The 24,491-nt window shown below is 44.2% G+C and carries 22 protein-coding genes; 8 read left to right on the top strand and 14 right to left on the bottom strand.

What is annotated here, in order from left to right; genetic code table 11:
- Positions 1 to 132 precede the first annotated feature (132 nt).
- On the top strand, positions 133 to 639 hold the full coding sequence (locus tag U9Q77_09310) for a histidine kinase N-terminal domain-containing protein (GenBank protein MEA3287555.1): 507 nt from the start codon (positions 133 to 135) through the stop codon (positions 637 to 639).
- Positions 640 to 685: 46 nt separating this feature from the next.
- Here the strand turns inward: U9Q77_09310 and argS are convergent, their stop codons facing one another.
- The 6 genes from argS to mnmA form a co-directional block, all read right to left on the bottom strand.
- On the bottom strand, positions 686 to 2,317 hold the full coding sequence (gene argS, locus U9Q77_09305) for an arginine--tRNA ligase (protein MEA3287554.1): 1,632 nt from the start codon (positions 2,315 to 2,317) through the stop codon (positions 686 to 688).
- A 34-nt stretch (positions 2,318 to 2,351) separates the two neighbouring features.
- Positions 2,352 to 2,753: a ribosome silencing factor gene (gene rsfS / locus U9Q77_09300; GenBank protein ID MEA3287553.1), complete on the bottom strand. Its 402-nt coding sequence runs from the start codon at positions 2,751 to 2,753 to the stop codon at positions 2,352 to 2,354.
- A gap of 58 nt (positions 2,754 to 2,811) precedes the next feature.
- Entirely contained in the window at positions 2,812 to 3,378 is a 567-nt protein-coding gene (locus U9Q77_09295; protein MEA3287552.1) for a LytR C-terminal domain-containing protein, read from the bottom strand.
- 6 nt (positions 3,379 to 3,384) lie between these two features.
- Positions 3,385 to 3,888: a hypothetical protein gene (locus U9Q77_09290; protein ID MEA3287551.1), complete on the bottom strand. Its 504-nt coding sequence runs from the start codon at positions 3,886 to 3,888 to the stop codon at positions 3,385 to 3,387.
- 3 nt (positions 3,889 to 3,891) lie between these two features.
- Positions 3,892 to 4,638 (bottom strand): sugar phosphate nucleotidyltransferase, encoded by a 747-nt coding sequence (locus tag U9Q77_09285; GenBank protein MEA3287550.1) that lies wholly within the window; start codon positions 4,636 to 4,638, stop codon positions 3,892 to 3,894.
- A gap of 63 nt (positions 4,639 to 4,701) precedes the next feature.
- Positions 4,702 to 5,805 carry a tRNA 2-thiouridine(34) synthase MnmA gene (gene mnmA / locus U9Q77_09280; GenBank protein ID MEA3287549.1) on the bottom strand — a complete coding sequence of 368 codons (1,104 nt, stop codon included), beginning with the start codon at positions 5,803 to 5,805 and terminating at the stop codon, positions 4,702 to 4,704.
- A 679-nt stretch (positions 5,806 to 6,484) separates the two neighbouring features.
- On the opposite strand from mnmA, the gene mgtE reads away from it, so the two are divergent.
- From mgtE to U9Q77_09255, 5 genes are all read left to right on the top strand, one after another.
- Complete coding sequence (gene mgtE / locus U9Q77_09275; GenBank protein ID MEA3287548.1) at positions 6,485 to 7,858, top strand: magnesium transporter; 1,374 nt, start codon at positions 6,485 to 6,487, stop codon at positions 7,856 to 7,858.
- A 3-nt stretch (positions 7,859 to 7,861) separates the two neighbouring features.
- Positions 7,862 to 8,965, top strand: a complete 1,104-nt coding sequence (locus U9Q77_09270; protein ID MEA3287547.1) for a glycosyltransferase — start codon at positions 7,862 to 7,864, stop codon at positions 8,963 to 8,965.
- A 104-nt stretch (positions 8,966 to 9,069) separates the two neighbouring features.
- Entirely contained in the window at positions 9,070 to 9,795 is a 726-nt protein-coding gene (locus U9Q77_09265; GenBank protein ID MEA3287546.1) for a DUF3108 domain-containing protein, read from the top strand.
- A gap of 297 nt (positions 9,796 to 10,092) precedes the next feature.
- Positions 10,093 to 10,647, top strand: a complete 555-nt coding sequence (locus U9Q77_09260) for a cyclic nucleotide-binding domain-containing protein (GenBank protein MEA3287545.1) — start codon at positions 10,093 to 10,095, stop codon at positions 10,645 to 10,647.
- Positions 10,640 to 11,758 carry an AI-2E family transporter gene (locus U9Q77_09255; GenBank protein ID MEA3287544.1) on the top strand — a complete coding sequence of 373 codons (1,119 nt, stop codon included), beginning with the start codon at positions 10,640 to 10,642 and terminating at the stop codon, positions 11,756 to 11,758. Before U9Q77_09260 ends, U9Q77_09255 begins: the two co-directional genes overlap by 8 nt.
- A gap of 186 nt (positions 11,759 to 11,944) precedes the next feature.
- Here U9Q77_09255 and U9Q77_09250 read toward each other — a convergent pair whose 3' ends face one another.
- Complete coding sequence (locus U9Q77_09250; protein MEA3287543.1) at positions 11,945 to 14,353, bottom strand: hypothetical protein; 2,409 nt, start codon at positions 14,351 to 14,353, stop codon at positions 11,945 to 11,947.
- A gap of 235 nt (positions 14,354 to 14,588) precedes the next feature.
- Positions 14,589 to 15,638: a tetratricopeptide repeat protein gene (locus U9Q77_09245; GenBank protein ID MEA3287542.1), complete on the bottom strand. Its 1,050-nt coding sequence runs from the start codon at positions 15,636 to 15,638 to the stop codon at positions 14,589 to 14,591.
- A gap of 240 nt (positions 15,639 to 15,878) precedes the next feature.
- Between U9Q77_09245 and U9Q77_09240 the strand changes: the two genes are divergently transcribed.
- Positions 15,879 to 16,676: a metallophosphoesterase family protein gene (locus tag U9Q77_09240; GenBank protein ID MEA3287541.1), complete on the top strand. Its 798-nt coding sequence runs from the start codon at positions 15,879 to 15,881 to the stop codon at positions 16,674 to 16,676.
- A gap of 224 nt (positions 16,677 to 16,900) precedes the next feature.
- Here U9Q77_09240 and U9Q77_09235 read toward each other — a convergent pair whose 3' ends face one another.
- Positions 16,901 to 17,752, bottom strand: coding sequence for a glycosyltransferase family A protein (locus U9Q77_09235; GenBank protein ID MEA3287540.1), 852 nt, complete (start codon positions 17,750 to 17,752; stop codon positions 16,901 to 16,903).
- Positions 17,749 to 18,402, bottom strand: a complete 654-nt coding sequence (locus U9Q77_09230; protein ID MEA3287539.1) for a hypothetical protein — start codon at positions 18,400 to 18,402, stop codon at positions 17,749 to 17,751. Before U9Q77_09230 ends, U9Q77_09235 begins: the two co-directional genes overlap by 4 nt.
- Before the next feature lie 187 nt (positions 18,403 to 18,589).
- Here U9Q77_09230 and ppdK point away from each other — a divergent pair, with 187 nt between their 5' ends.
- Positions 18,590 to 21,301: a pyruvate, phosphate dikinase gene (gene ppdK, locus U9Q77_09225; GenBank protein ID MEA3287538.1), complete on the top strand. Its 2,712-nt coding sequence runs from the start codon at positions 18,590 to 18,592 to the stop codon at positions 21,299 to 21,301.
- Between the two features lie 64 nt (positions 21,302 to 21,365).
- Here the strand turns inward: ppdK and U9Q77_09220 are convergent, their stop codons facing one another.
- Genes U9Q77_09220 through U9Q77_09205 form a run of 4 tightly spaced genes read right to left on the bottom strand, consistent with a single transcriptional unit; the run spans position 21,366 to position 24,478 of the window.
- Positions 21,366 to 22,331, bottom strand: coding sequence for a hypothetical protein (locus tag U9Q77_09220; protein ID MEA3287537.1), 966 nt, complete (start codon positions 22,329 to 22,331; stop codon positions 21,366 to 21,368).
- Entirely contained in the window at positions 22,328 to 22,996 is a 669-nt protein-coding gene (locus tag U9Q77_09215) for an ABC transporter ATP-binding protein (GenBank protein MEA3287536.1), read from the bottom strand. The genes U9Q77_09220 and U9Q77_09215 overlap by 4 nt, the downstream gene beginning before the upstream one ends.
- Positions 22,993 to 24,171: an FtsX-like permease family protein gene (locus tag U9Q77_09210; protein MEA3287535.1), complete on the bottom strand. Its 1,179-nt coding sequence runs from the start codon at positions 24,169 to 24,171 to the stop codon at positions 22,993 to 22,995. Before U9Q77_09210 ends, U9Q77_09215 begins: the two co-directional genes overlap by 4 nt.
- Entirely contained in the window at positions 24,161 to 24,478 is a 318-nt protein-coding gene (locus U9Q77_09205) for a hypothetical protein (GenBank protein ID MEA3287534.1), read from the bottom strand. Before U9Q77_09205 ends, U9Q77_09210 begins: the two co-directional genes overlap by 11 nt.
- Positions 24,479 to 24,491: the final 13 nt, after the last annotated feature.

The raw sequence follows: 24,491 nt of genomic DNA, 5'->3' as shown, positions 1-24,491 counted from the left end.
ATATTCAATAAAAGTCTCAATTTGGTTGAGGCTTTTATTTTTGATAGAACAGAACCTTGCTGAGGTTTAATTGGGATTAGTTCGCTTAAATGATATCTTTCAGTCCCGATTAATAGAGAAGGAATAGGTGTAGTGATCATCGAAAAATTAATCTCCATGTTGGAGACACAGGCCGACAGCTTGTCTGATAGTTGGATCCAATTGCTAAAGGAGAATGAGAATACAGGTTCCTACCAGCAGTTAGATCAAGAAAGTTTGACTAAATATTCACATTTTGTTTATCAACAACTCAAGATGTGGCTGGATTGGCAAAAAACATCAGCGGAAATAGCCAAAATATTCTGGCAGGTAGGATTGGATCGGAAATCACAAGCTGTTCCACTTTCTGATATCTATTATGCCTTGGTGCTAGCCCGCCGGAATCTCTTTATCAATATCCTGGAAAATCTGGGCGAAGATGATGTTCCCGACCTGCAGGAATTGATCACTTTTACCAGTCGGATCACCTATTTTTTTGATAAAATCGGCTATTTTGTGATCAAAGGCTATGAGGGTTCTAAAGCACCCTCAACTGAGGACGAAGCTGCTTTGGAAAATATCCTGTCTGCCTTCAGAGCCGGAGCCAGCACCAACGAATAATACCAATTGTACTTCAAGATACGCGCACTGTGAAGTCAAACGGACATTACATTTGATCCGGGGCGCTTATCCCCAGAATATCCAACCCGTTTTTCAAGGTGATTTGAGTTGCCTCAAGTAGAGCCAGTCTGGCTTTAGAAAGCTCGGGTTGTTCCAGGTCGATCACTTTATACTCTGTGTAAAACTTATGCAACGCTGTCGCTAAACTGTACAAGTAACCAGGCAGATGATGTATCTCCAAAGCTCGCCGACAATGATCAATGACCTCTGGAAATTCAAAGGTCTCATTGATCAACGCTATGGTATGCTCCTCGTTCAGGAGTGAGAGGTCAGCATTCCGGGTATCAATATCCAGACCACGTTCCTTGGCGCGACGGAAAATGCTGGAAATACGCGCATGCGCATACTGCAAATAAAAAACAGGGTTTTCCTCCGTTTGTCGCTTCGCCAGATCCAGATCAAAATTGAGATGACTGGAAGCGCTTCGCATGATGTAGAAATATCTGACCACATCGGCCCCGACCTCATCGATCAATTCATCCAGGGTAACAAAATTAGCTTTACGGGTTGACATCTTGACTACTTCACCCGAGCGTAACAGAGTTACAAACTGATGAATAACTACTTTAATATGTTCCTGTTTCAGCCCCATGACCTTTAAGGCTAAAAGCACGTCAGGGTAAGCATCGATATGGTCAGCTCCAAAAACATCCACTACCAGATCGAACCCAAGGGTAATTTTCTCACGGTGATAGGCGATGTCTGGCAGACGATAGGTGGGCTCCCCACTTGATTTTACCAATACACGATCCTGATCAACCCCAAATTCAGTTGTTTTAAACCAGGTTGCACCGTCTTTTTTATAGAGCAGACCCTTGTCCTGTAGCAGAGAGAGAACTTCATCGATTTTACCGGTTTCATATAGTGAACGTTCGTTGTAAAAAACATCATGCCTGACACCAATGCGTTCCAAACTTGATTTTATCATTGCAAAAATGGAATTTTCGGCAAAATCCTTAAAGATGTCCACCTTGCTATCAGCATTCAGGTCAGGTTGCTCTGTCAGAAGTTGCTGCGCCACATCAACCAGATAACGACCTTCGTAGCCCCCGTCCGGGAGTGCAATCAGATTACCTTTGAGGGTTAGGTATTGAGCTTTTAATGATTCACCCAATAGTCGCATCTGGCGGCCGGCATTATTGAAATAATATTCCCTGGTTACATCATAACTAGACCAAGTCAGGATTGAAGCCAGCGTATCTCCCAGAACTGTTTGGCGTCCATGACCAACTGTCAACGGACCGGTAGGATTGGCACTGACAAATTCGACTTGAGCTGTTTTACCGGCACCGACGTCATTCTTGCCATAGTTTTCACGATTGTCCAGGATATACTGCAGTTGAGCGGCCAAATAATTGGCAGATTGGAAGAAATTGATGAATCCCGGCTTTACGATCTCATGTTTTTCGACAATTTCCGGATCCAGGACGATACCTTCCATCAATTCTTCAGCGATCTGAAGGGGAGCGCGTTTCAGGTCACGAGCCAGCGTCATGGCAATATTGCAAGCCCAATCACCATTTTCTACTTTTTTGGGTCGTGACAGTTGAAGTCGTTCGGTTGGCCAGTCTAACTGGTCCAGACGAGCAGTGATCTGCTTTTCTAAATAGGTAAACATTATGATTTGGACTATCTTTGTTTTATCTGCTGTTTTAGAGGTTGTCGAAAAGAGGTGTGTCGGCATCTGGGACCTGGTCATCATCGGAAAGCTCAGTTGTCTCAGCATCGATCCATAATCGTTCCAGGTCATAGTAATCCCGACTGGCTTCGTGAAAAATATGCACAACCACATTTATATAATCCAAAAGGATCCATTCACGAGTATCATAACCTTCACGATTGTAGGGTCGCTCGACTTCAGCAATCTCATCAACGATATGATCGGTGATTGCTTTCACTTGAGCGTCAGAATTTCCGGAACAGATCACAAAGAAATCAGTCATGGAAGTCAATTTATGGACATCCAGTATCTTTACTTTGTTGGCTTTCTTTTGCATGGCAAACTCACCGATTTCGAAAGCGAGCTTTTTTGAAGCTGAATAATTGTCAGGCATAGATCATTTCATTTATTTGGTTTTTGGTGATTGACAATAGAGGCAAAAGGGTCAAAACTTATGATTTTTTTGCCTTATAGGCCGGAACAGTTTTGTAGTCATGCCCGATTATCATGGTGATATCAACTGCCAGGCTGGCATCTTTTTCGATACTAACCTTACCGCGATCGATCCCAAGTTCCTCGGCCAGCTTAAAGGCGGCATCCGTATTTGAAGTTCGGGCGATAATAATGGTATTATCGTAGTGAAAATGAGCAGCGTTTTCCGTGTTTAGTACATCAAAGGTCTTTTCGTGAACGATATCTTTGAATAAAGCAGCAACACCACTCACGCCACATCCATTCAATATCTCAACACTCACATTGGGGTACTTTTTGCTGGCGATCAGAGTTTCAGGAGTGACTTCCTCGGGAATTTCTGCATAATAGCGCATTTCTTCAGCGACCGTTCGATTGTTTGTGTGGCGATTCCAGAAAGACCAGATAAAGGTGAGGACCAACACGGAGAGTGCCAGCATGAGAACATTCACCAGCATATCAGCTGATTGAGCCGGTCGTTTTTTACGATTTTTCTTGGTTGCGCGTCGAGATTGTTTGGAGGTTTTGCTGTTCAGAACTTTTGCCATGTCAGATCAGTATCCCCGTGGTCTGTAAAAATTAGGTGCAAAAAATTGATTTAAATTGTTTGTTGGCAATTTATTAATGCCAATATGGAAATAAAGGTTCTCTTTTGGTTGGTAAGTGATCTCCCCGCCGTATAAAATATTGTCATTGTTAAAACCATTGATAAAGGAGTATTGTTCATCAATAGGAGTAATACTGGAGAAAGGCGAGTGCATGAGACCGACATATCCTCGAACGCTTATCTGAGGATTGATCGCATAATCAAAACTGGATCTCAGCAGACCCATGGCCACGGCATCACCACCCATGGAGCTCATTTGCATTGAATAACTGTTATAAAAATTTACCCGGGACAGATCAATACCAAGAATACTGCTGGAGCTGCCTGTGTTATATGATCTGAGACCGGGAATGCTGGGTACATCCTGTTTATACTGTGCTTGAACCAGCAAAGGAATCAGCAATAGAATGGTAATAATGATTACAATATGTTGGCTTTTTCCAGGCTTCATGTGTTACTCCTGCGAGGTTAAAATCTTCGCTTCCACTGTTTGTAATTCTTCCACAGTGTTGATACCCTGAATTTCAGAAAAAGTTTCGCAGATTTCAACCCCTACCTTTGCCCCTGTGTTTTGCAATAAAGGCAAAACATCGGGTAGGTAATATTCGCCCTGAGCATTACTGTTGCCCACTTTAGCGAGTTCTGCAAAGAGTTTTTTGCTATCAAAAACATAAATGCCTGAGTTGATCTCATTGATGCTTAGCTGAATTTCGTTAGCATCCTTGTGCTCCACCACGTAATCGAAGAGGTCATCTTCGGTTCGCAGAACGCGACCATAACCAGTAGGGTCATCAGCCAGAGCCGTCAGAACTGTGGCAGCAAAATTTTCATTGCGGTGTTTCTTAAGCAGAGTAGCTAAAGTAGTGCCTTGCAGTTGGGGAACATCTCCGGATAATACAATGATATCACCCTCAAAATCCCTTAAGAGTTTGGCTGTTTGCTGGACTGCATGACCGGTTCCCAGTTGTTCCAATTGCTCAGCAAAAAGAATGGGCTCATTCTTAAGGGTGTTTCTTACAATATCTTGTTGATGTCCAACGATACAAATGATCTTCGCTGGAGATAAACTTTTTGCCTGATCCACAACATATTGGATCAAGGGTTTGCCCAGAACAAGGTTACACACTTTCGGGATATCATCCCGTTTCATGCGGGTCCCTTTCCCGGCTGCCATGATCACTACTGCTAATTGTTTGTTCATTATTGGTTCCATTCTTGGGTCAATTTAAGCAGCACATGGGGAAAGAGTACGTAATTCAAGCCTTTAAACTGAACTAATGATGCCACCACCAACCACCATCCCATTTTGGAAGAAGACGGCCGATTGTCCCGGTGTTATAGCATTTTCGGGCTTCTCAAAGACGACCTTGATCTCATTCTCTGAAACCCGGGAGATAACTGCAGGCATGGCACTGTGATTGTAACGAATCTGAACATCGATCGCTTTATCAAGGATGTGGATCTCCGGAATGAGCCAATTGCAGGAATTCACAGTGAAAGTCATGGCTTCAGCAGCCTGTTTATTACCGACGTGAATGATATTATTATCTGCATCGATCTTATTGATGAATACCCGTTCACCAGTAGCCAACCCCAGTCCCTTTCGTTGGCCAACCGTATAATTGAAAATACCCTGATGCTGCCCGATGACCTCACCCCGCGCATCAATAAAATCACCTGCAGGTGCAGCAGCAACCATTTCGGGATACTGTTCATTCAGGAAGCGGCGATAGTCATTATCTGGTACAAAGCAGATCTCCATACTCTCTGGAGTATCAGCGGTGCGCATTTCTGACTGGGTTGCCAGCTCCCGAACTTCTTTTTTGGAAAGATCACCCAGTGGGAAAAGGGTTCGCTTCAGGTCTTCCGGCCGGATACCCCAAAGTACGTAAGATTGATCCTTGTGCAGATCTTTTCCACGCCCGATGACCCATTGTCCTGATGCTGCATGTCGAACTTTCCGGGCATAATGTCCCGTAGCCAGATAATCCACACCCAGGTCATCCAGTTTATTCAGGAGTGCATGCCACTTGATCTCAGTATTGCAGATGATACAGGGGTTGGGCGTGCGGCCGGCTTTGTATTCAGAAACAAAGTTCTTGATGACGATCTGCTTGAACTCCGCTGACATATCCAGTGTATAATGGGGAATCCCCAGATCGGCACACTCGGCTTTGGCATTGTTGATATCATCCAGAGAACAGCAGTTACTATCATGGGTCGTTTGATCCCCTGTGTCGATGTAACCTCCTAGCTTCATGGTTACACCAATGACATCGTAACCCTGCTCAACCAGAAGACGAGCTGCCAGGGAGCTGTCCACACCCCCGCTCATGGCGATAACGACTTTTTTATTGATGGGTGTCATTTTATCAGGTCTTTTCGAATTGAGCGAACGATCTTTTCCAGTTCATCACAGAATAGATTGATCTCGGTTGTTTTAAATTCAAGATATATGCTATTAACTAGTATCATCGCCCGAACATAGTCGAAAGTAGAGGGGATGGGGGATGTTTTTGAATATTGAATATGGGAGGTAGAAGATAAAAAAGGGGAGATGGGTTAGTAGGTTTGGGGTATTATGAGGGTATTAAGGTATAGGGGAATAAGGGGTATAGAGGCTGTGTGAGAATAGGGACAACGCTTACCCCATGCTTTAGCTTGGGGGTATGATAATCTACTGTTTCTTTGGGTTTTAGCCCAGTATTGTTGGACTAAAGCCCTCCTTTTTTAATATTTTTATAACCCCCAGGCTGAAGCTTGGGGTAAGTATCAGTAGTAACAGCACTATACGTAGATAACTAAAGATAATATTAGCAAGCAATTATTCCGGCGCAATGAAGTTTTCACACAACTTCTTCAGGCTGGGGCTTGATTTGAAAGTTTTACCATGCAACAATCGGGGCTGTAACCCTTTCAAATCAATCTGCGTAAATCTGCGCAATCCGCGGATAAAAAAAGTTCATTATGGAGAAGCACAAATCCAACACCCTTCCCCTTTTCCTTCTTCCTTATCTATGATTCCCGCTTAATTTCAGGGCAAGCCCATGCGAGATTTACACCTACATATTGACACCGTAAGACGCCTTTTGCGTCGACATGCCAAGAGCAATCTTGAGAACATGTTGGCTAAGTTGCACGCTGCCGACCTGGCCTTGATCTTTCGTCATCTTTCCACTGAGGAAATCAGCGACGTCTTTTTGACTATTATTAATGTGGATCATGCCGCTGCAGTCGTCTCTGAGATGGATGAGCACCTGATTGAAGAACTGATAACATCCCTTCCTATTGATAAAACCATGCAGTTGATGAAAGCGATGTCTCCTGATGATGAGGCTGACATTCTTCAATTGTTACCTGCTGAATTGGCTGAGGAAATCCTCGATCGCTTGAAAGATAGTGAGTCTGAGGAGCTGGAATCCCTCATGGCTTATCCTGAGAATTCTGCCGGTGGCTTGATGATTCCAGACGTCTTTGCGCTTCATGAAGACACCACTGTAGGTGAAGCCATTGCATCCATCCAGAATCAGGATGAACAGGAGATGGTATTCTATCTCTATGTTGTGGATGATCGTCAGCACCTGGTTGGCGTAATCTCACTGCGTGACCTGATCACATCTAAGCCTGACAAAAAATTAAGTCAGATGATGACCATGAATGTCCATTCCGTTCAACCGTTGACGGATCAGGATGAAGTGGCTCAAATGGTCTCACGGTATAATATTCTGGCAGTACCTGTGGTAAATAGTGGCAACAAGCTGATGGGAATTATCACGGTTGACGATGTGATCGATGTGATTCGTGAAGAAGCAACAGAAGATTTTTTCCAGATGGCTGGTGCCGGTCGCGACCGTGACATCCTCATGAAAAGTGCTTTTTCAAACGCTAAAACTCGGGTTCCCTGGCTATTTGCAAGTTGGATTGGTGGTATGTTGGTGGCCAGTATTATCACGACTTATGAGGAAACCCTGGGTCAGGTTCTAGCCCTTATGGCATTTTTGCCCATCATCATAGGTATGGCTGGAAACGTGGGTACTCAAACAGCTACCATCGTTGTCCGCGGAATTGCCACAGGAAGAGTTGACTCGGCAACAGCTTTGATGGTCGTTTTGAAAGAACTCAAGGTTGGTTTTATGTTGGGTACGCTATATGGTATTCTCCTTGGAGGGTCAGGTTATCTCCTGGGGCTTCTGGGCTACATGGATATTGGCGTCATGACAGCAGTTGAATTGGGTATCACGATCGGCGTGGGAATTATTTTAGCCATGGCAACGGCCGCCTTTGTTGGAGCTCTGGTTCCTGTTTTGTTGAATCGGATAAATCTGGATCCAGCCGTTGCAACGGGTCCATTTGTCACGACTTCCGTTGATATTCTTGGCGTAGTGGTTTATTTCATTGTTGCCGGATTTTTTATTCTTTAAAGCATGAACCTATTTATTGGCGGCTTGCTGGTCGTAGTTACACTGGTTTATGTTGGTTTCACCATCGTTATTATTCGCGGTCTTTTCCTGAAATTATCCAAGCCTGGTCGATCTGATCATCCTGATGTGGCTGTGGTAATCGCCGCTCGGAATGAAGAGCAGAATCTTCCTCAGCTATTAGCAGATCTCGCTGCGCAGAATTACCAGGGACAGTTGGACTTTTATATTGCTGATGACCGCTCTACTGATTCAACCTGGAGTATTTTAGAACAATTTTCCAGGAGGCATACAAATCTGCACGCAGTCCGTATCAACGCCCTGGCCGAGAATATGACGCCAAAAAAGAATGCTTTGACCCAATGTCTGAAACAAACTACTGCAGAGCTTATCCTTACGACAGATGCTGATTGTCGAGTTGGTCCTGGTTGGGTTGCCAGTGCAGTTTCTCAGATGGATGAAACAGTGGGCGTTTTGGTTGGTTATTCTCAGGTTGAGGCGAGGACAATTTTTCAGCGTTATCAAGCCCTGGATTTTATTGGGATCATGGTGGCAAACGCAGGCATGATGACCCAGGGTCAGGTCTGGAGCGGATCCGGTCAAAACTTGGCTTACCGCCGCTCGGCTTTCACTACTATTGGTGGCTTTAATCCTGTTGCACATAAAATTTCAGGGGATGATGTTTATCTGGTGCAGGCAATTCCAGTAGCTACCGGCTTACAAGCCAGATTTAATTTTGAGCCGGATCATTTTGTACAAACAATGCCCATGGATACGCTCAAGGCGTTTTTAAGTCAGCGGATTCGTTGGTCCTCGAATTCCAAGGGACTGGAGAAACGTAAACCCCGATTTTTCGCTTTTCTTCTGAGTGCCTTTTTAAGCAATTTTCTCCTCTTGATTATGGGGATGTTTGGCTGGTTCGATGTTTTCTTCTGGTGTGCTTTGGCACTTAAGTTCTTGGCGGAAGGTGTGGTAATGATGGCAGGTGCCCAGCGTTTTGGCTATGGAGCTCTTTTGCCAATGTACCCACTTTGGTTCGTGGTGCAGCCCTTCTACATTAGCTATGTAGGACTCATGGGACTCCGAGGAAAATTCAGTTGGAAGCCATAATATTTTCTGATGAATAGTCTGAAGTATCATGAGAAATGAATCTGTTAGATATAGTGTAATGAGAATGCGTTTCATGATTTGTCATTTACTTCAATGAAAGTGTCATGAAATATATAATCATATTGACATTCTGCCTAAGCTGGGGTGCAATCGCTGCTCCTGCTGATCAAGTGATCCATTATGAAGCCGCCTACATGGGAATACCACTTCTTGATATGACGCTGACCTGGGTGGAAGACGAAACCAGCGTTCAGATTACTTATGACAATCAGCTCAAGCCATTTATCGCTTTTTTCCATCCCATCCACAACATTTACAGGGTTCATTTCCAAAGGGATAGTTTTGCCCCCCTGGATTGGTCAAAAACAGTTTCTGAGGGAGATATGCAATTTCAACTCAGAGCTGTACGATCTTCCGATGGGCAAAAAGTTATCTATTCAAATGGTCTCAGTCTTGATTTTCCGCCAGGATGTATGACCATATTCTCAGCCACCCATTTTTTAGCCTCCAGGGCTCAGGATCCTGGTTTTTTCCCTGTGAAATTCCCCGTGTTCATTGATGGTGAGTTGTGGGAAGCACATGCTCGGCGATATACTGCTGACAACCCCCATCCTGATCATACCCTGGTTGCAAACCAGATCCTGGTTCAGGCCGACCTGCATTATCTCAGCGGCAAAGCCATCATTGATGATAATGATATCCTTACTTCGGTCATCGCCACAGAAGGAACCCGATTTTTGCTCTGGGTTGCTCCTGACGGTAATTATACTCGAGCTCAATTTGGCAATTTCCCCAGGGCTGTGGTGCTAAAACAAATACAAAATAAGTAAATCCAATTAATCTGACTCTTGTTTTGATCAATATGTTGGATCGCACGAAAACCATTCTCATTGTGCTGGTAATGTGAATGCTGTTGACCAAACCAATGTCCAGAATGGTTATTCCTGTTGATATTATTCTCCAATAATTCAATAGCTTTGTATCTCCCAATATTTATGTTGGAATTCTTAGAGCGCCTGTAAAGATTAGCATGATCTACTCCAAGTAGATTTATAGCATTGCCAGATCAGGAACTGGTTGAAAATTAACAGGCTGATCCAAAGTAAGATTTTATCTGGAAGGCTCACATGAATGATAAACCAAAAGTATCCTATCCCATATTTGAGAGTTACAAGAATAAGCTGAAGCCGAAGCGCAGTCAGGCGCAATTAGCCATTTCACAAGTGGAGATATTCAGTCGAATGTCCTGGCGAGAGATCAAGATCATAGAGCATGCAGTGCATATTCGTACCTATACTCCCAAAGAGCCCATCTTTAAACAAGGCGATCCCGGAAGCGGTATGTATATCATTGTCCATGGTCGAGTGGGTCTCTTTTTTGAGGTTCCCAACCAGGAGCCTACCAAATTACCGGAACTGGGTGAAGGTGATTTTTTTGGTGAGATCGCCCTTCTGGATGATTCGCCCCGCTCCGCTTCAGCTACAGCTCTGGATAATTGTACAATCATTGGTTTTTATCGTCCGGACCTTATGGAGATCCTCAAGACCAAGCCCGCTCTGGGTAACAAGATACTTCTATCACTTTCTGAGGTGTTGGCAACCCGTCTGCGCGGAACGAACAGTGAGTTACTTAAATTGAACCAGCGTTTGGAAGAACTGGATGTGACTGGAGATCATGAGTAATCAGATCCAGATAGCCCCGCAATCGGTACGTTTCTTTCACCAGAATTTGTTAAAAACCCTGGTATATTTCTTTTTATTAATCCTGTTGTTGGCTGGAGCCTATAAAGCACTCCCCCTAGTAATAGATGCCATTTTTCTCCTGGTTATTGCCTCGATCCTGACGGTGATCCTCAATCCCCTTGTGGATCGCATGGAGTCTTCCGGGGTGAAGCGAATATTTGGTTCCTTAATTGTTTTCGGGGGTATCTTTTTTACAGTTGGGATCGGTTTGGTCAAAGGCGTGCCGGCCTTGCTGGCTGAGGTCACCAGGATCAACGAGGTGATCCAGCGACATATGGCTGCGGACTCTCTGGATTCCTTTATGAACGATATAAATGCCAGAATAGCTCGGTATATTCCCAGTTTTGAATTGGATACGGACATCATATCCAATTTATCAACACAGTTCTTCGGACAGTTGGGGTCTCTGTTAGCAGGCGCTCTAAACACCTTGACCACCATTATTTTCATCTTGATCATCACCATGTTCTTTCTGGTTGATGGCTCGCGTATGATGAAACGATTGATCGAGATCGTTCCCAATCGCTATTTTGAGATGTCCCTGAATATTAGTTACAAAACAAAAAAGCAATTGACCAATTTTCTCAGAGGACAATTGTTAGCCGCTCTGGGTGTGGCTATTCAATCAATCATTGGCTTGAGTTTGTTGAATTGGATCTTTGATGCAAATATCTCCGGAGTGTTTCTGATTGGTTCCATTGCCGGCCTGGCCAACATGATTCCCTTTGTGGGTCCCTTTATGGGCATGGCACCGGCTATCATCGTTAGCTTATTCAACAATCTGGGTGATCCGGTGGCTGCGGCTAATTTTTATTATATCATCCATATTGTCGTGATGTTCTTTATTGTTCAGATGATCGACAACAATCTGATCTCACCGATTGTGATCTCGGGATCTATGGAGATGCATCCCTTAACTGTGATATTATTGATTCTCATTGGTTCACAGTTTGGTGTACTCGGGATGTTTTTAGCTGTACCAGCCTGGGGGATATTCAAAGTGGTGATTCAGGAGATCTATCAAGGGCTTAAAGGTCACCGCCTGATCTAAATAATGGGTATTCATTCATTTTTCATCGTATTCATTGTGAATAGCATAACGCCACTTTGAAGTGTAATGCAGGGAATTGTCCATGTCTTTGCAAGGAGTGAAACGACTGCTTGCCACGGCGAAGTCTGGAAGACATAGACGGGTGGCAACCTCAACACTCCCTGCTATTTTGAGGTGCACTTAGCACTATTCCTGATATTCAATTCGTTCTATTTTTCCTTCTTGCAGATACAGCCATAACTCTACACCCTCAGGGCGGGGATAGACCCACAACTCATAGTTTCCCTCTTCAAAACAGCGTTCCGGAGGACCAATATAGCGAGCGATGAGAGATCCTTTCATACCGATCTTGGGATTGAAGTTTTCCGGATTCAAACCAGCAACATCATCTAATAAATTATCCAGCGCCATCCGTTTCAATGGTTCGAGTTGTTGTTTTTCCACAAACTCCATCGCATGTTCAAGATCAATTAAATGTTTATCAACGATGTCTCCCAGAATAGGATTCAGGTTTTTTGCATCCTTCATGGATTCATATACCATTTGTCGGTCAGACTTCAGAATGCCTGCATTGGCATCATCCAGGTGACCATCCCCAATCTTTTGACGCAGGTCTGTAGTAACCATTTTGTAGCGATCTGAATTTTTGTCTGCTTGCTTCAGCCAGTAAAGACTACGTTGATAAACACCGGCTTGATATAAAATAGTGGCTCGGATGATATAGGATCGAGCTAATAGGACTTGCGCGATCTGTACTGTTGTTGGATCACTCTTTAAAGCCAGCAGGATCAACTGTTCAGCTTGGTCATAATCAAGGTGCTTCAGAGCGTTTCCAGCTTTTGTCAAAGCTTTGTCAGCAAGACGGCGCTTCATCTCATATACTGAATTTGCCACTATTTCATTCGGAGGAGTCTCACCCTGGGTGAGCAAAGCCAGTGCATTTTCAAGTTTCCCCTGTGATAATATGGTATCCACATCTCGATAGTATCTCGTGACGAGAGAATCCTCGATCATCTGTTTTTGCAGCAAGATGGCTTTTTTGTTATGATGATCCGGGTATAATTGCAACATCTCATGCTGCATCTCCAGGGCTTTGGAGTAACGTTTTTGCTTAAATAGTGAGTGGGCTTTTAAAGCTGCGTTGGAGCTACCCCCGAAAATGAGTCCAATATCCAATGAGATGATCGGTTGGCTCAGATCAATATAGGTGATAGGTATTCTCTCAGCTGGATCAACCGGGGAAAGGTTTGAGTTATTCATGTCGATTTCAAAGCTTTGATGCAAGTAGGTAAAACTCAGTCCTAGGTTAACCTTTGAACTGCCATCTCCCTTTAATGTATAACCCAGCCCACCACCAAGCTGCCAGGTCAGTCCATTGGCATCAATAAGTTTATCGGAGATCTCGTTCTCATAAAGGGTCATGGTGGCAAATCCGCTCCCGGCTATGAATTTAGCGTGGAGTTTGGGACTAAGTGGATAAATAAGCTCATGGTCTAGATACAGGTCCAAAACCTTAGGGAAAAAACTCATACCGGAAAAGATACGGCTGCCATCAGTAAGCTGTCTGGCCCAACCCTCTGGTACACTTGTGCGCTGCATGTTGCGCCAGTAACGGATACCCAGCCCACTCAGAATATCAATATTGGATTGTCGAATAAAATGGAACGGCCAGTTATACTTAAAGAATTGCAAGTCGAAATTTTGTGATATGGTAGCCAGCGCAGGAATACTTAGTGAGGTGCCGATAGAGTCGAATTGTAAGGTAACCCCGGTTTGGTGATCGATCACACCCATGCCTATACTTATATCGACGAGGCCTAATTTATAAGGTTCGCGATAGGGCGTGTAGCCGGCAAAAAGTGCTTCCCCGAACTCAATGCTCAGCTTCAGGTCAGGAGTATTAAAAGAAATCGATTGGATAGGTGAGATTGCCCCTGAAGAACCGTCAGCCAGTTTCAGTTCATCATTCTGTTGAGTAAGGTCGAAACTACGCATTGAATAACCCAGGTCAATACCCAGGCGAAGTCGCTCTCCGACTTGTCCCGCCAGCGTGGTTTTCCAGCCAAGACCGAAATGCAGCCCCAGACCATTTGACTCAAAGAGGCGCGTACCAGCATCATTCTGATACAGGGCTAGATGGGCAAGACCGGCTCCCAGTGTAGCAGACAAGGCACCACGTCGGTTATAGTTGAAGGCAAAACGGTTATTCAGGTAAAATTCCGTAATCAGAGCGTTCATCTCGAATTCACTGATCACCGAATTGTTCAATTGGAAGGAAGCTGGATAACTTACCGGGAGTTCAATAGACTCCATTTGATTAAAAATGGAATACCCAAGACTGGAATAAGCATCCCACTTGGAAGGGGCAAAGAAATGATCCCACCACCGGTAACGCAGCAGCTCCAGATCAAATGTAAAGGCGAGCCCCTTCAGGGTATCTTGGGCAGTCCAACCACCAGCCAGGCTGCTCACCACTAAATTTTGAGATGGAACCAGGGAATAATAGGATAAACCGGAATTGACTGAGGGAAAGGGTAAGAGAAGGGGGTTTTGAATTGGAACTTCTTGCCCGAAACCGAAACCGGCAAGAGTCAATCCCCAAATACAGACTTTTCTAAAATAGCGGGAGATCATAGCATCGAAAGTAGCGCAGATACAGGGGTCTAAAAAGGCCAAATTAGGGTATTATGACGACTTCGTAGAGATATGCATTACCGGGAGATCTCCATTTTATTGAATAGTTGCGAGGTAAAATAAATGGTTTGCGAGAGGGTGAAACAAAAAGCCCCGCTAAAAAGCAGGGCCTGTTGAAAATTACTTTGAGAACAGCTTATTTGAGACTTTTCTCGACCTTTTCCAACGTTTTGAATTTCTTGGATTTAGTACCGTAATTATGGTAGTAAGCCATTTTTAGTTCATGAACCACATCCAGTGATTCAGGAGCCATCTCATAGGCTAATTCCAGGTATTTCTCAGCTTCGGTATAGTTCTTCATTCGGCCGAAAGCAAGACCGGCGTTAAATAGACCATCAATCTCGGTAGGAGAAATTTCAGTCACTTTGATGAACTCATCGGCGGCATCCTGCCATTTTTCCTGCTGGAAGTAAAGCACCCCTAGATTGTAATGTAGATCAGTACTTTCAGGATCAGCGTTGATCGCATTCAGATATGCTTTAGCAGCCATGTCTTTTTCACCCTTGGCATCGTAAACAAAGGCGATTTGTTTGATGGCATTCAGATTGGCAGGGTCAACTTCCATAGCTCTGTCCAGGTAAACCAGTGCATCATCATATTCTTTATCCCTAAAATAAAGGTTCCCGAGATTTACCAGAGAAGTGATGTCTGTTGGGTTCTTTTCGACAGACAGGACCATATACTCTTTGCTTTTTACAAAATCTTCCTTGAAAAGATAGACCTGTGCAATAGTACTATAAGCTTCTGGTTTCTCAGAGTTTATTATGATACAATTTTCAAAAGCCTTGATCGTACTGGTGAAAACCTTTTCTGAATCTTTGGCTGTTCCATTAATCAAGGCGTTGTAGCCATTAGCTCCGGAATTAAAATTATCCACCCAATATTTTTCTCGGGCTTGTTTGATCTTTTCGGCAAAATTTGGTCCGATTGCCTCTGATTTGCTCAAGTATTCAGCAACTTTATCCCAGGTTTTACTTCGGGAATAGATCTCAACAGCCAATAAATAAGCTGGTTCTGGATTTGTTGGTTCTTTGTCAAAAGCCAACAATAGCATTTCTTCGGCTTTATCATAGTTTTTCTGCTGCAGATAGACTTTTGCAGAGGTCATGTCGGTGGAATCACATCCCAGAATTGAGAGCAGCAAGAGCCCCACAACCCAGACCAACAGGTTTCTTGACAGTTTCATCGAATCTCCTTTTATGGATTTTATGGTATGGTTTAACATCATTCTCATGCGGCCGCAAATATATTCAATCAGCCAGTATAAGGCAACCCTTTCGCTGAGCTCATTACAAGATTATGACATATATCCACGAGCTTTTAAAAGGATTGGATTTGCAGTGTTGAAATGAGATATTCACGCCCTGGTATCATGATACAATGCAACTAACACAATATTATATGAAGCGAATCGGGGGTCTGGTTAATGCCTAAAGTTGATGGACAATCCGTGACATTCGCAATCCTTACCGATATACACGGAAATATTTACGCACTAGATGAGGCTGTAAAACTGATCAAACAGCACAAAAATGTGGATCGCATTATTTGTCTAGGTGATAATTTCTCATTGGGTTCAGCACCAGCAGCAGTCCTAAAGAAGCTGCAACAGCTGAAAAACACGGTATTTATTCGTGGCAATCATGATCGCTATCTTTTCGAGAAGATCTGGAACTATGATCGTCCCACTATTGAGGGGATGGATCCTGACGATCCAGTCTGCATCGATATTATAGCCAATGAAAAGTGGACAGCAGAACAGTTGGGTGATGAAGGCCAGACATTCATTCAGAACATGAAAATGTCCTATTTCGTGAGCATTCATGGCACCTATGTAGAGTTTACACACGCCTGGTTTGGTCGTGATGAATTGCCGCCAACTCTGGAAGAAGCGAAGAAGTGGCGTGATCATGAGCAGAAGAAGCATTCTCAAGTGAGCCGTTTTGTCTTTGTCCATGGGCACACCCACATTCCTCGAAATGAACATTTTGGCAAACTCCGCGTTTTGTGTCCGGGTTCTACTGGCTTACCCTTTGATGAAAACCAGCATGGAGCAGTCGCCTTTTTAAAGATCAGAGGTGATTCCATCGAATGGGAAGTAGAACGATTTGACTATGATTACCAGGCCGCTATGAGCCATATGGAAAAAGTACAGCCGCCCTTCTACCGGAATCTATACTCCACCTTAAAATATGCTGGAATCCGCAACGACATGGTTGAGTGATCTTTATTGCCATTTGAACTTCAAAACACGCGCTTTGCGTTTTCGCGAGAGAATGTAGCGACAACCTACCACGGCAAAGTTTGGAAAATGAAGACGGGCAGCGATCTCCCTTAAATACGGGTGAAAGGCTGGAGTATATATCCATCGTAGTAGGCGCGGAAAGAAGCCAATTGGTAATGCCCATGTTCCAACAGTTTCACTAATTCATCATTATGTAGAAGCGCTTACGAAGGTTGTTGCAAGTATACCTGTAATCGTTCCTGATGTTGCTTTTGCTTTGTCAGATAACGTTCAGCCAGTTCAGGATTATCCCGCTTTCGGGCTCCCTCGGCAATGATACCGCATTTAAATACCAGCTCTTCCAGAAGTGCTTTTTTCCAATCCGGGTTCAATTTGCTATCAAGGTGCTTTTCCATGGCTGTAATGCGAAAACGATCCATCCCCCAGTATTTTCTACTTAATTGATCGTCGTGCCCACCGTAACGGGTCACTAATTTTTTGTCGAGGAATCCGATTTCATAATGAGGTGCGATCCTGAGCCAGAGATCGTAATCTTCACAAGCCATCAAGTGGGAGTCAAAAAGTCCGATCTTCTTAAAAATATTTTTATGAATGATCGTGGCACTGGGACTGACGATACAACGAGGGATACACGCTTCGAATATCCAGCCACCTTTCTTGGCGTGTTTGGCCATAGGATTTACCCGGGTTCCATTGCGAATCCAGATCTCATCACATTGACTGATGGACAAATCCGGGTTCGTATCATGAAATAGTTTTTGAGTCTCCAGCTTATGTTTATCCCAACGATCATCAGAATCCAAAAATGCCAGCCAGTCTCCTTTGGCGGCTTTGATTCCCATATTTCTGGAGTAGGAGACTCCCCGGTTGCTCTCATTGGTGATGATTTTGATCTTGGCTTTATATTCAAGCAGGATTTCAGCAGTAGCATCATCTGAAAAATCATCTACCACAATGATCTCTAGGGCTGGATAAGTCTGGCGGAAGACCGATAGCATGGCTCGTTCAATGGTGCGCTCACGATTATAGGTAGGGATGATAACTGAAATATTCACGACTTGGCCTTCAGGGGTTTAAGCAGGTTGTTCAAAAGATAGTCCTGAAGTATTTTGGAAGCATAGTTATAGTTTCGACGGAAATCCTCTGATGTTGAGTGACCAGCTCGATCTGAGATACAACGTATTGCCAGGAGCGGTAACTGTTGGTTCTGACAGAATTCGGCCACAGAGTAGGATTCCATATCGACGGCTCCGGCACCAGTGGGAATTAGCTGTTCCCGGGAGACTTCGTCAATTACAGCTGATTGACTACTAAAAAAAATGGTTTCCTTTACGCCTTGATGTACCAAATGTTTGAGCGGATCCAGCGTGATCATGTGCTGACCATTAGCTTTGAATTGATGACTACGGATCAGAGTGTGAATTTGCAGTTTGTCATCAAGAGCACCGCTGACCCCAAAATGAATGACCAGATTATAATTTTTAATATTGGAAATCTGTTCGAGGATGAATTTTGAACGATCCAGTCCCACACCTGTTCTTACCAAATCGTAGTTATGGTCAAGCGCAAATATGCCAGGATCATGTTGAGCAGAGATCTTATCAGCTTGTGGAAAATGCTGTTTCAGGATCCCGGCTTCTGATCGCAGGGCATGAATGAGTAGGGTCTTCACCTTAAAATCTAGACGGGAGTCACTAAAATCCACGAAAAAACTCACTTGCCAACGGCAGACTTTTTTGCTATCTGGAACGCTTAAGCAAGAAGGGTTTGAGTTGGCTGAAAATACTGGTAAATCGGGCTATGAAGCGTTTAATTGGAGGCATGGACTTTCGTCACTCAGACCTGAGATACGATTTAATAAAATTTATATATAGATGTGAAAGGATGATTTAATAATGGCAAAACATGTTTACGTATTTGGTGGAGGAAAAGCTGAAGGAGATGCTTCCTATCGGAATCTTCTGGGTGGTAAGGGTGCTAACCTGGCTGAGATGAGTGGCCTGGGGATTCCGGTTCCTGCAGGTTTTACAATTACCACAGAGGTTTGTACCGAGTATAACAAAATTGGTCAGGAACAAACCGTTGCTCTGATCAAAGCAGAAGTTGAAGCTGCTATTACCCAAACCGAAGAAACCATGGGTGCAAAATTTGGTGATCCTGAAAATCCATTATTGATCTCCGTTCGCTCAGGAGCCAGAGTTTCCATGCCTGGGATGATGGATACGGTTCTGAATCTGGGGATGAATGATAGCGCCGTTGAAGCGTTGGCCAAAAAATCCGGTAATGATCGTTTTGCCTGGGATTCATACCGCCGTTTTGTTCAGATGTACGGTGACGTCGTACTCGGCATGAAACCACAATCCAAAGAGGATATCGATCCCTTCGAAGCCATCATGGAAGCATTAAAAGAAGAACGTGGTGTTGAATTGGATACAGATTTCACCGTTGAAGATCTCAGAAATCTGGTATCAAGATTTAAAGCTGCTGTTACAAAACAAACCGGTAAAGAATTTCCCGATAATCCCTGGGAGCAACTCTGGGGATCCGTTATGGCAGTTTTTGATTCATGGGAAACCCCCAGAGCCATCTATTATCGCAAAATGAATAAAATCCCTGGTGACTGGGGCACAGCTGTCAACGTACAGGCCATGGTCTTCGGTAATATGGGCGACAACTCTGGAACAGGTGTAGCTTTTACCCGTGATGCTGGGACAGGTGAAGATGTTTTCAATGGAGAATACCTGATCAACGCTCAGGGTGAAGATGTGGTTGCCGGTGTGCGGACACCTCAGCAGATTACCAAATTAGGCTCGGAGCGCTGGGCGGTACTGGCAGATGTAAGCGAGGCGGAGCGGATAAAGAATTTTCCTTCTCTGGAAGAATTAATGCCGGAGATCTACACTGAACTGGATGATTATCAAACCAAGCTTGAAGATCATTATAAGGATATGCAGGATATTGAGTTCACCATCCAGGATGGTAAGCTTTGGATGCTTCAAACCCGTAGTGGAAAACGGACTGGCGCTGCCATGGTACGGATTGCCATGGAGCAGCTTGCTGCAGGCGAGATCGATGAAAAAGAAGCCTTGATGCATATTGAACCAAACAAATTGGATGAATTGCTACACCCTGTTTTTGACAAAGCAGCCATGGCTTCTGCAAAACGGCTTACCAAAGGTTTGCCAGCTTCTCCAGGAGCAGCAACCGGTCAGTTGGTATTCTTTGCAGACGAAGCAAATAAGTATAAGGATACAATTCTAACCCGAATGGAGACCTCTCCTGAAGATCTGGAAGGCATGAATATCGCCAATGGGATCTTAACCGCTCGCGGTGGCATGACCTCTCATGCTGCAGTTGTTGCGCGTGGAATGGGAAAATGCTGTGTGTCCGGTGCTGGAGAATTGAAAATCAACTACAAAACCCGTACAATGACAATTAATGGCGAAGTCTTTAACGAGGGTGACTGGGTTTCCCTTAACGGTTCCACCGGTGAGATTTTCCTGGATAAGATCAAAACCATTGATCCTGAAGTAAGTGGTGATTTTGGTAAGCTCATGGGCATCACTGATAAATATGCCAGGATGTATGTTCGAACCAATGCTGATACTCCCCGGGAGAGTAAAATCGCGCGTGAATTTGGTGCCAAGGGAATTGGCCTCTGTCGGACAGAGCACATGTTCTTTGAAGGCGATAAGATCATAGCCATGCGCGAAATGATCCTGGCTGAGGATGTTGTTGGTCGAGAGGCTGCCCTTGAGAGATTGTTGCCAATTCAGCAAAAGGATTTCGAAGGTATCTTTGAAGCCATGCAGGATCTTCCCGTTACCGTTCGTCTCCTTGACCCCCCACTCCATGAGTTTGTTCCTCATGATGAAAAGGGTCAACAGGAAATGGCCGATGTCATGGGCATTTCAGTTGCTGATATTAAGGCAAAAGTTGAAGATTTGTCTGAATTCAATCCCATGTTGGGTCACCGTGGTTGTCGCTTGGGAAACACTTATCCTGAGATCACCGTGATGCAGACCCGGGCTATTATGGGTGCTGCTTTAGCTCTTCAAGCTAAAGGCATTGTTGCCAAGCCGGAGATCATGATCCCGTTGACCGGAACCTTGACCGAAATGAAGATGCAGGAAGAGTTTGTTCGGGAAACGATCAAAGCCCTGTTTGCTGAAACGGGTGAGTCTATCGATCACCTGGTTGGAACCATGATCGAAATTCCACGGGCAGCATTGACGGCTGACAAAATCGCAACCAGTGCTGAATTTTTCTCATTCGGTACCAATGATCTGACACAGATGACCTTCGGATATTCTCGTGATGATGCAGGAAAGTTTCTGCCAGTTTACCTGGAAAAAGGCATCTTGAAGAATGATCCTTTCGAAGTGCTTGATCAGGAAGGTGTTGGCCAATTGATTGAGATGGCTTGTAGGCTCGGAAAAGAAACCCGTCCCGATATCAAGCTGGGAATTTGTGGTGAACATGGCGGTGAGCCAAGTTCAGTTGAATTCTGTCACAGGGCTGGTCTGGATTATGTGAGTTGTTCACCTTACCGGGTACCCATCGCCAGATTGGCCGCTGCTCAGGCAGTTATTCGCGAAGCTTAGTACACAAGCTAATCGTCTATCAAAAAAACGCTCGGCACATGCTGGGCGTTTTTCATTTTAACGGTTACAGCCAAACCCCATTCCTGATGTAATAGAACAGGGGGTAGGCCGAGACCAGTACGACAAAGGCGGTATTGAGTAAGATGGATAGCTTTAAGATCTTGAGGTGAATCCCTAAGAAAAGATTAAGAGCCAAAGCAGCGATCCCAAAGAAAGATCCGCTTAATAACAGGGCATAGATCAGATACCCAACATAGTGATAGTCGCCTTGGAGTAAACAGAATGGACACTGGTGGCTGGGTAGCTCGTAGATATAGGTGCTGAAAAAACTGATCAGGGTTAGCAGTCCAAAAGCCAAAAAGAAGAGGTTGAGAATACCGGTCCAAATGACATCCTGACGCAAGCTGGTCCACATGAGCAGAGCAAAAATAGTATAGAATGAGGGAAGTACGATTCCATTTGGGATATTGAGTAACTGCCCGGCAAAACTGGTGCTGGCAGCGTTGAAAACAGTACCGCAACAACTCACGATTTTTTCAGGATCGATGTCACTGAGATAAAGATATTGCAGACTTAATTCGATCAGGAAGAACAGGTAAATGATGATAAAATATCTAAACTTCTTTACCGTATATCGATAGTCCTCCGTTTTCTGGTCCTCCCGGTCGATCATCAACCAAACCCCAAAAAGATAAAGGCTAAAAAGCTTGACGAGCAGAACATAACTGCCGTAAGGTGAAGCATTGGTGACGCCGGCACCACACATGGCTCCAGGAATAATGTTCGAAAGTTTGTCTAAAGTAAAGATGAAAAAAACAAAGCTGAATATCTTTATAATCAATGAGAAGCGGATGATAGTTGAAACCAGATAAGTCAGCCGCTCCAGACGATACTGCAGTGCAGTGGTTTGGTTGAGATCAAAGTCTTTTTGGATATTAAAGGCCAGGAAAACAGCCAGGGAATTAAAACCCAAAAGCAAAACATCCTCAATGAAAAGTATGATGACCTCAGGACTGAGAAGTACGCTCACTGAAGTTTACCACCAGAGATATCCAAAATACGATCAATGCAGTCCAGCTTGGAAAATAGGGGGTCATGACTGGCTATCAAGACAGTGATACCACTTGTTTTTAGATCACGTATGATCTGTAGAAAGGATTCGATCAGACCTTGATCAAGGTTGGCAGTTGGTTCGTCAGCCAGGATTATCTTAGGCCTGTTAACCAGGGCTCTGGCTATGGCAACTCGTTGTTGTTCACCACCGGAAAGATAACGCACTGATGTATTTGATTTATCGATCAAGGATAAGTCGGTTAACAGTTCTTCAGTGGCTAATCGGATTTCATGCTTTGACTGGGTGGAAGGAATCAACGGCAGGATCACGTTATCGTATACTGATAGATCATGGATCAGATTGAATTTCTGGAAAATCACTCCAATTTTTTCTCGCCGCATTACAGCAGCGTAACTATCCGGAATTTTGGCAATGGAGTGACCATCAATGATCACATCTCCCCGGGTTGGTTTGACTAACCCTGCTACCAGCGAGAAAATACTGCTTTTACCACTTCCACTGGCTCCCCGCAGCAATAAAAACTCATTTTCAACTACAGAAAAAGTGATGTTTCTCAGGGCGGTCATCTCATTAATCAAACCGGAGTTAAAAACGAGGTCAACTGCATCAAGGTGAATCATCGCATGACCTCATCTGCATCAATAATAGCTGTTCTCCACGCTGGGATAATCGTGGCTAGAATGTAAACCGGGACGATAGCCATAAAACTCAAGCTCAAGATGTGGACATCGATCACAGGGGTAAGTTGAAAGGCTGGTTTTAAATTTCCAGCCCCAATAAATAGATTTTTTAACAAGGGCGCATCCAAAGTGTAAACAAAGAAAAAGCTAAGCGCAACACCGCTAAAATATGAAAAAAGTGAAATAAAGCCACTTTCCAGAAGCTTCAGGATAAGGACATCTTCCACTCGCCAACCCACAGCTTTCATAATGCCGATCTCGCGTTTTTCCTCCAAACTTAGACCGCTAGCTTTGTCATAGACCATTGTGAAAAAGGCCATAAATGCAGGAATCAGTAAAGCGAGAAATAAACCGGATTTGTAGTCGAATACATTCTGGTAGGAGCTCTCAATTTGATCTTTGCTGATGATGCGGCAATCAGGGTACATGAATTGAATCTTCTGTTTTACGATCTCAATTTCAGCTGGATTGGAAACTCGAACTACAATATCGGTTGCATCGTCTTCATAGATATCAAACAGTTCACGAGCCAGATATTCCGGCATTAAGATCACGTCATTGGTCTCTAATGAAGATTCATCTGAGAAAGTGCCGGCCAATGCAAGGTTTAAAATATTGCCATTTGCAGTAATAAAGAAAAACTCATCCCTGAAGTAATACTGATCCATGATTTCCACCACACCTTGACCTGCCAGGAAAAAGGGTGTAGTCAAGGTATCGATCAGAGAAGCATTCAGTTCAAACAGTTTAGAATACTTGGCCTTGTAGCTATCCAGATCAGGATCCTGACCAATGACAGTGAAGTTGACGTTTGCACTACCAAAATAATAGTAACCCCAGACTCGGGGGATTGCTGTATTCACACCGGGGATGGTGGCGATTTCATAAGCTCGTTCAGATGGGATGACTGTTTGCCGCCCGCCATTCATTTTTTGGACAATCAACTCCGGCAAGGCCTCAAGCGTAATCCCCAACTCCAGTCTGATCGAACTTGAAATACTAAAAACAGAAACCAGTAGAAAGACCAGAAGGGAAAAGATCAGAATAACAGTGAAGCGATTCCAAAATCTTCTCCAAAGAGAGCTTATACCATAATCAATTAGTTTAAGGTTCACGTCTGGCGACCCCCGGTTCAGATTGCACAATTGCGATATTGTATACAAAGCTGGCAGGATAATAGTCAAGCAGAGAGCCATCTTCAGGAAAAATTGCATGGGGTGTGGTCAGGCTGCGATGCCGAAGCCAGGTTGTTTCAGTGATCAGGGCAAGGTCAGGGAGTTGAGTCAATTCCACCGCTTGCCGTTTGATCGCTTTTTGAGTTGCCTGCTCCTGCTGGTTCCCCAGCAATAATCCTCCCTCAACCAGGGTGGCCAGGATAACCAGAACCAATGCACCGAGCGTTAAGTTGGTTTTTGGACTCAAGAGATATCAGTCA

Source organism: Candidatus Neomarinimicrobiota bacterium (assembly GCA_034716895.1).
In the GTDB taxonomy this organism is placed as follows: domain Bacteria; phylum Fidelibacterota; class UBA8477; order UBA8477; family JABMPR01; genus JABMPR01.
Note: the sequence above shows the minus strand (reverse complement) of the source record. Positions and strands in the feature narration are given on the sequence as shown.

Excerpts from the sequence above, each read along its gene's own strand:
- argS (MEA3287554.1), bottom strand. The coding sequence starts at position 2,317 with ATGTTTACCTATTTAGAAAAGCAGATCACTGCTCGTCTGGACCAGTTA.
- rsfS (MEA3287553.1), bottom strand. The coding sequence starts at position 2,753 with ATGCCTGACAATTATTCAGCTTCAAAAAAGCTCGCTTTCGAAATCGGT.
- U9Q77_09295 (MEA3287552.1), bottom strand. The coding sequence starts at position 3,378 with ATGGCAAAAGTTCTGAACAGCAAAACCTCCAAACAATCTCGACGCGCA.
- U9Q77_09290 (MEA3287551.1), bottom strand. The coding sequence starts at position 3,888 with ATGAAGCCTGGAAAAAGCCAACATATTGTAATCATTATTACCATTCTA.
- U9Q77_09285 (MEA3287550.1), bottom strand. The coding sequence starts at position 4,638 with ATGAACAAACAATTAGCAGTAGTGATCATGGCAGCCGGGAAAGGGACC.
- mnmA (MEA3287549.1), bottom strand. The coding sequence starts at position 5,805 with ATGACACCCATCAATAAAAAAGTCGTTATCGCCATGAGCGGGGGTGTG.
- mgtE (MEA3287548.1), top strand. The coding sequence starts at position 6,485 with ATGCGAGATTTACACCTACATATTGACACCGTAAGACGCCTTTTGCGT.
- U9Q77_09270 (MEA3287547.1), top strand. The coding sequence starts at position 7,862 with ATGAACCTATTTATTGGCGGCTTGCTGGTCGTAGTTACACTGGTTTAT.
- U9Q77_09265 (MEA3287546.1), top strand. The coding sequence starts at position 9,070 with ATGAAATATATAATCATATTGACATTCTGCCTAAGCTGGGGTGCAATC.
- U9Q77_09260 (MEA3287545.1), top strand. The coding sequence starts at position 10,093 with ATGAATGATAAACCAAAAGTATCCTATCCCATATTTGAGAGTTACAAG.
- U9Q77_09255 (MEA3287544.1), top strand. The coding sequence starts at position 10,640 with ATGAGTAATCAGATCCAGATAGCCCCGCAATCGGTACGTTTCTTTCAC.
- U9Q77_09245 (MEA3287542.1), bottom strand. The coding sequence starts at position 15,638 with ATGAAACTGTCAAGAAACCTGTTGGTCTGGGTTGTGGGGCTCTTGCTG.
- U9Q77_09240 (MEA3287541.1), top strand. The coding sequence starts at position 15,879 with ATGCCTAAAGTTGATGGACAATCCGTGACATTCGCAATCCTTACCGAT.
- U9Q77_09215 (MEA3287536.1), bottom strand. The coding sequence starts at position 22,996 with ATGATTCACCTTGATGCAGTTGACCTCGTTTTTAACTCCGGTTTGATT.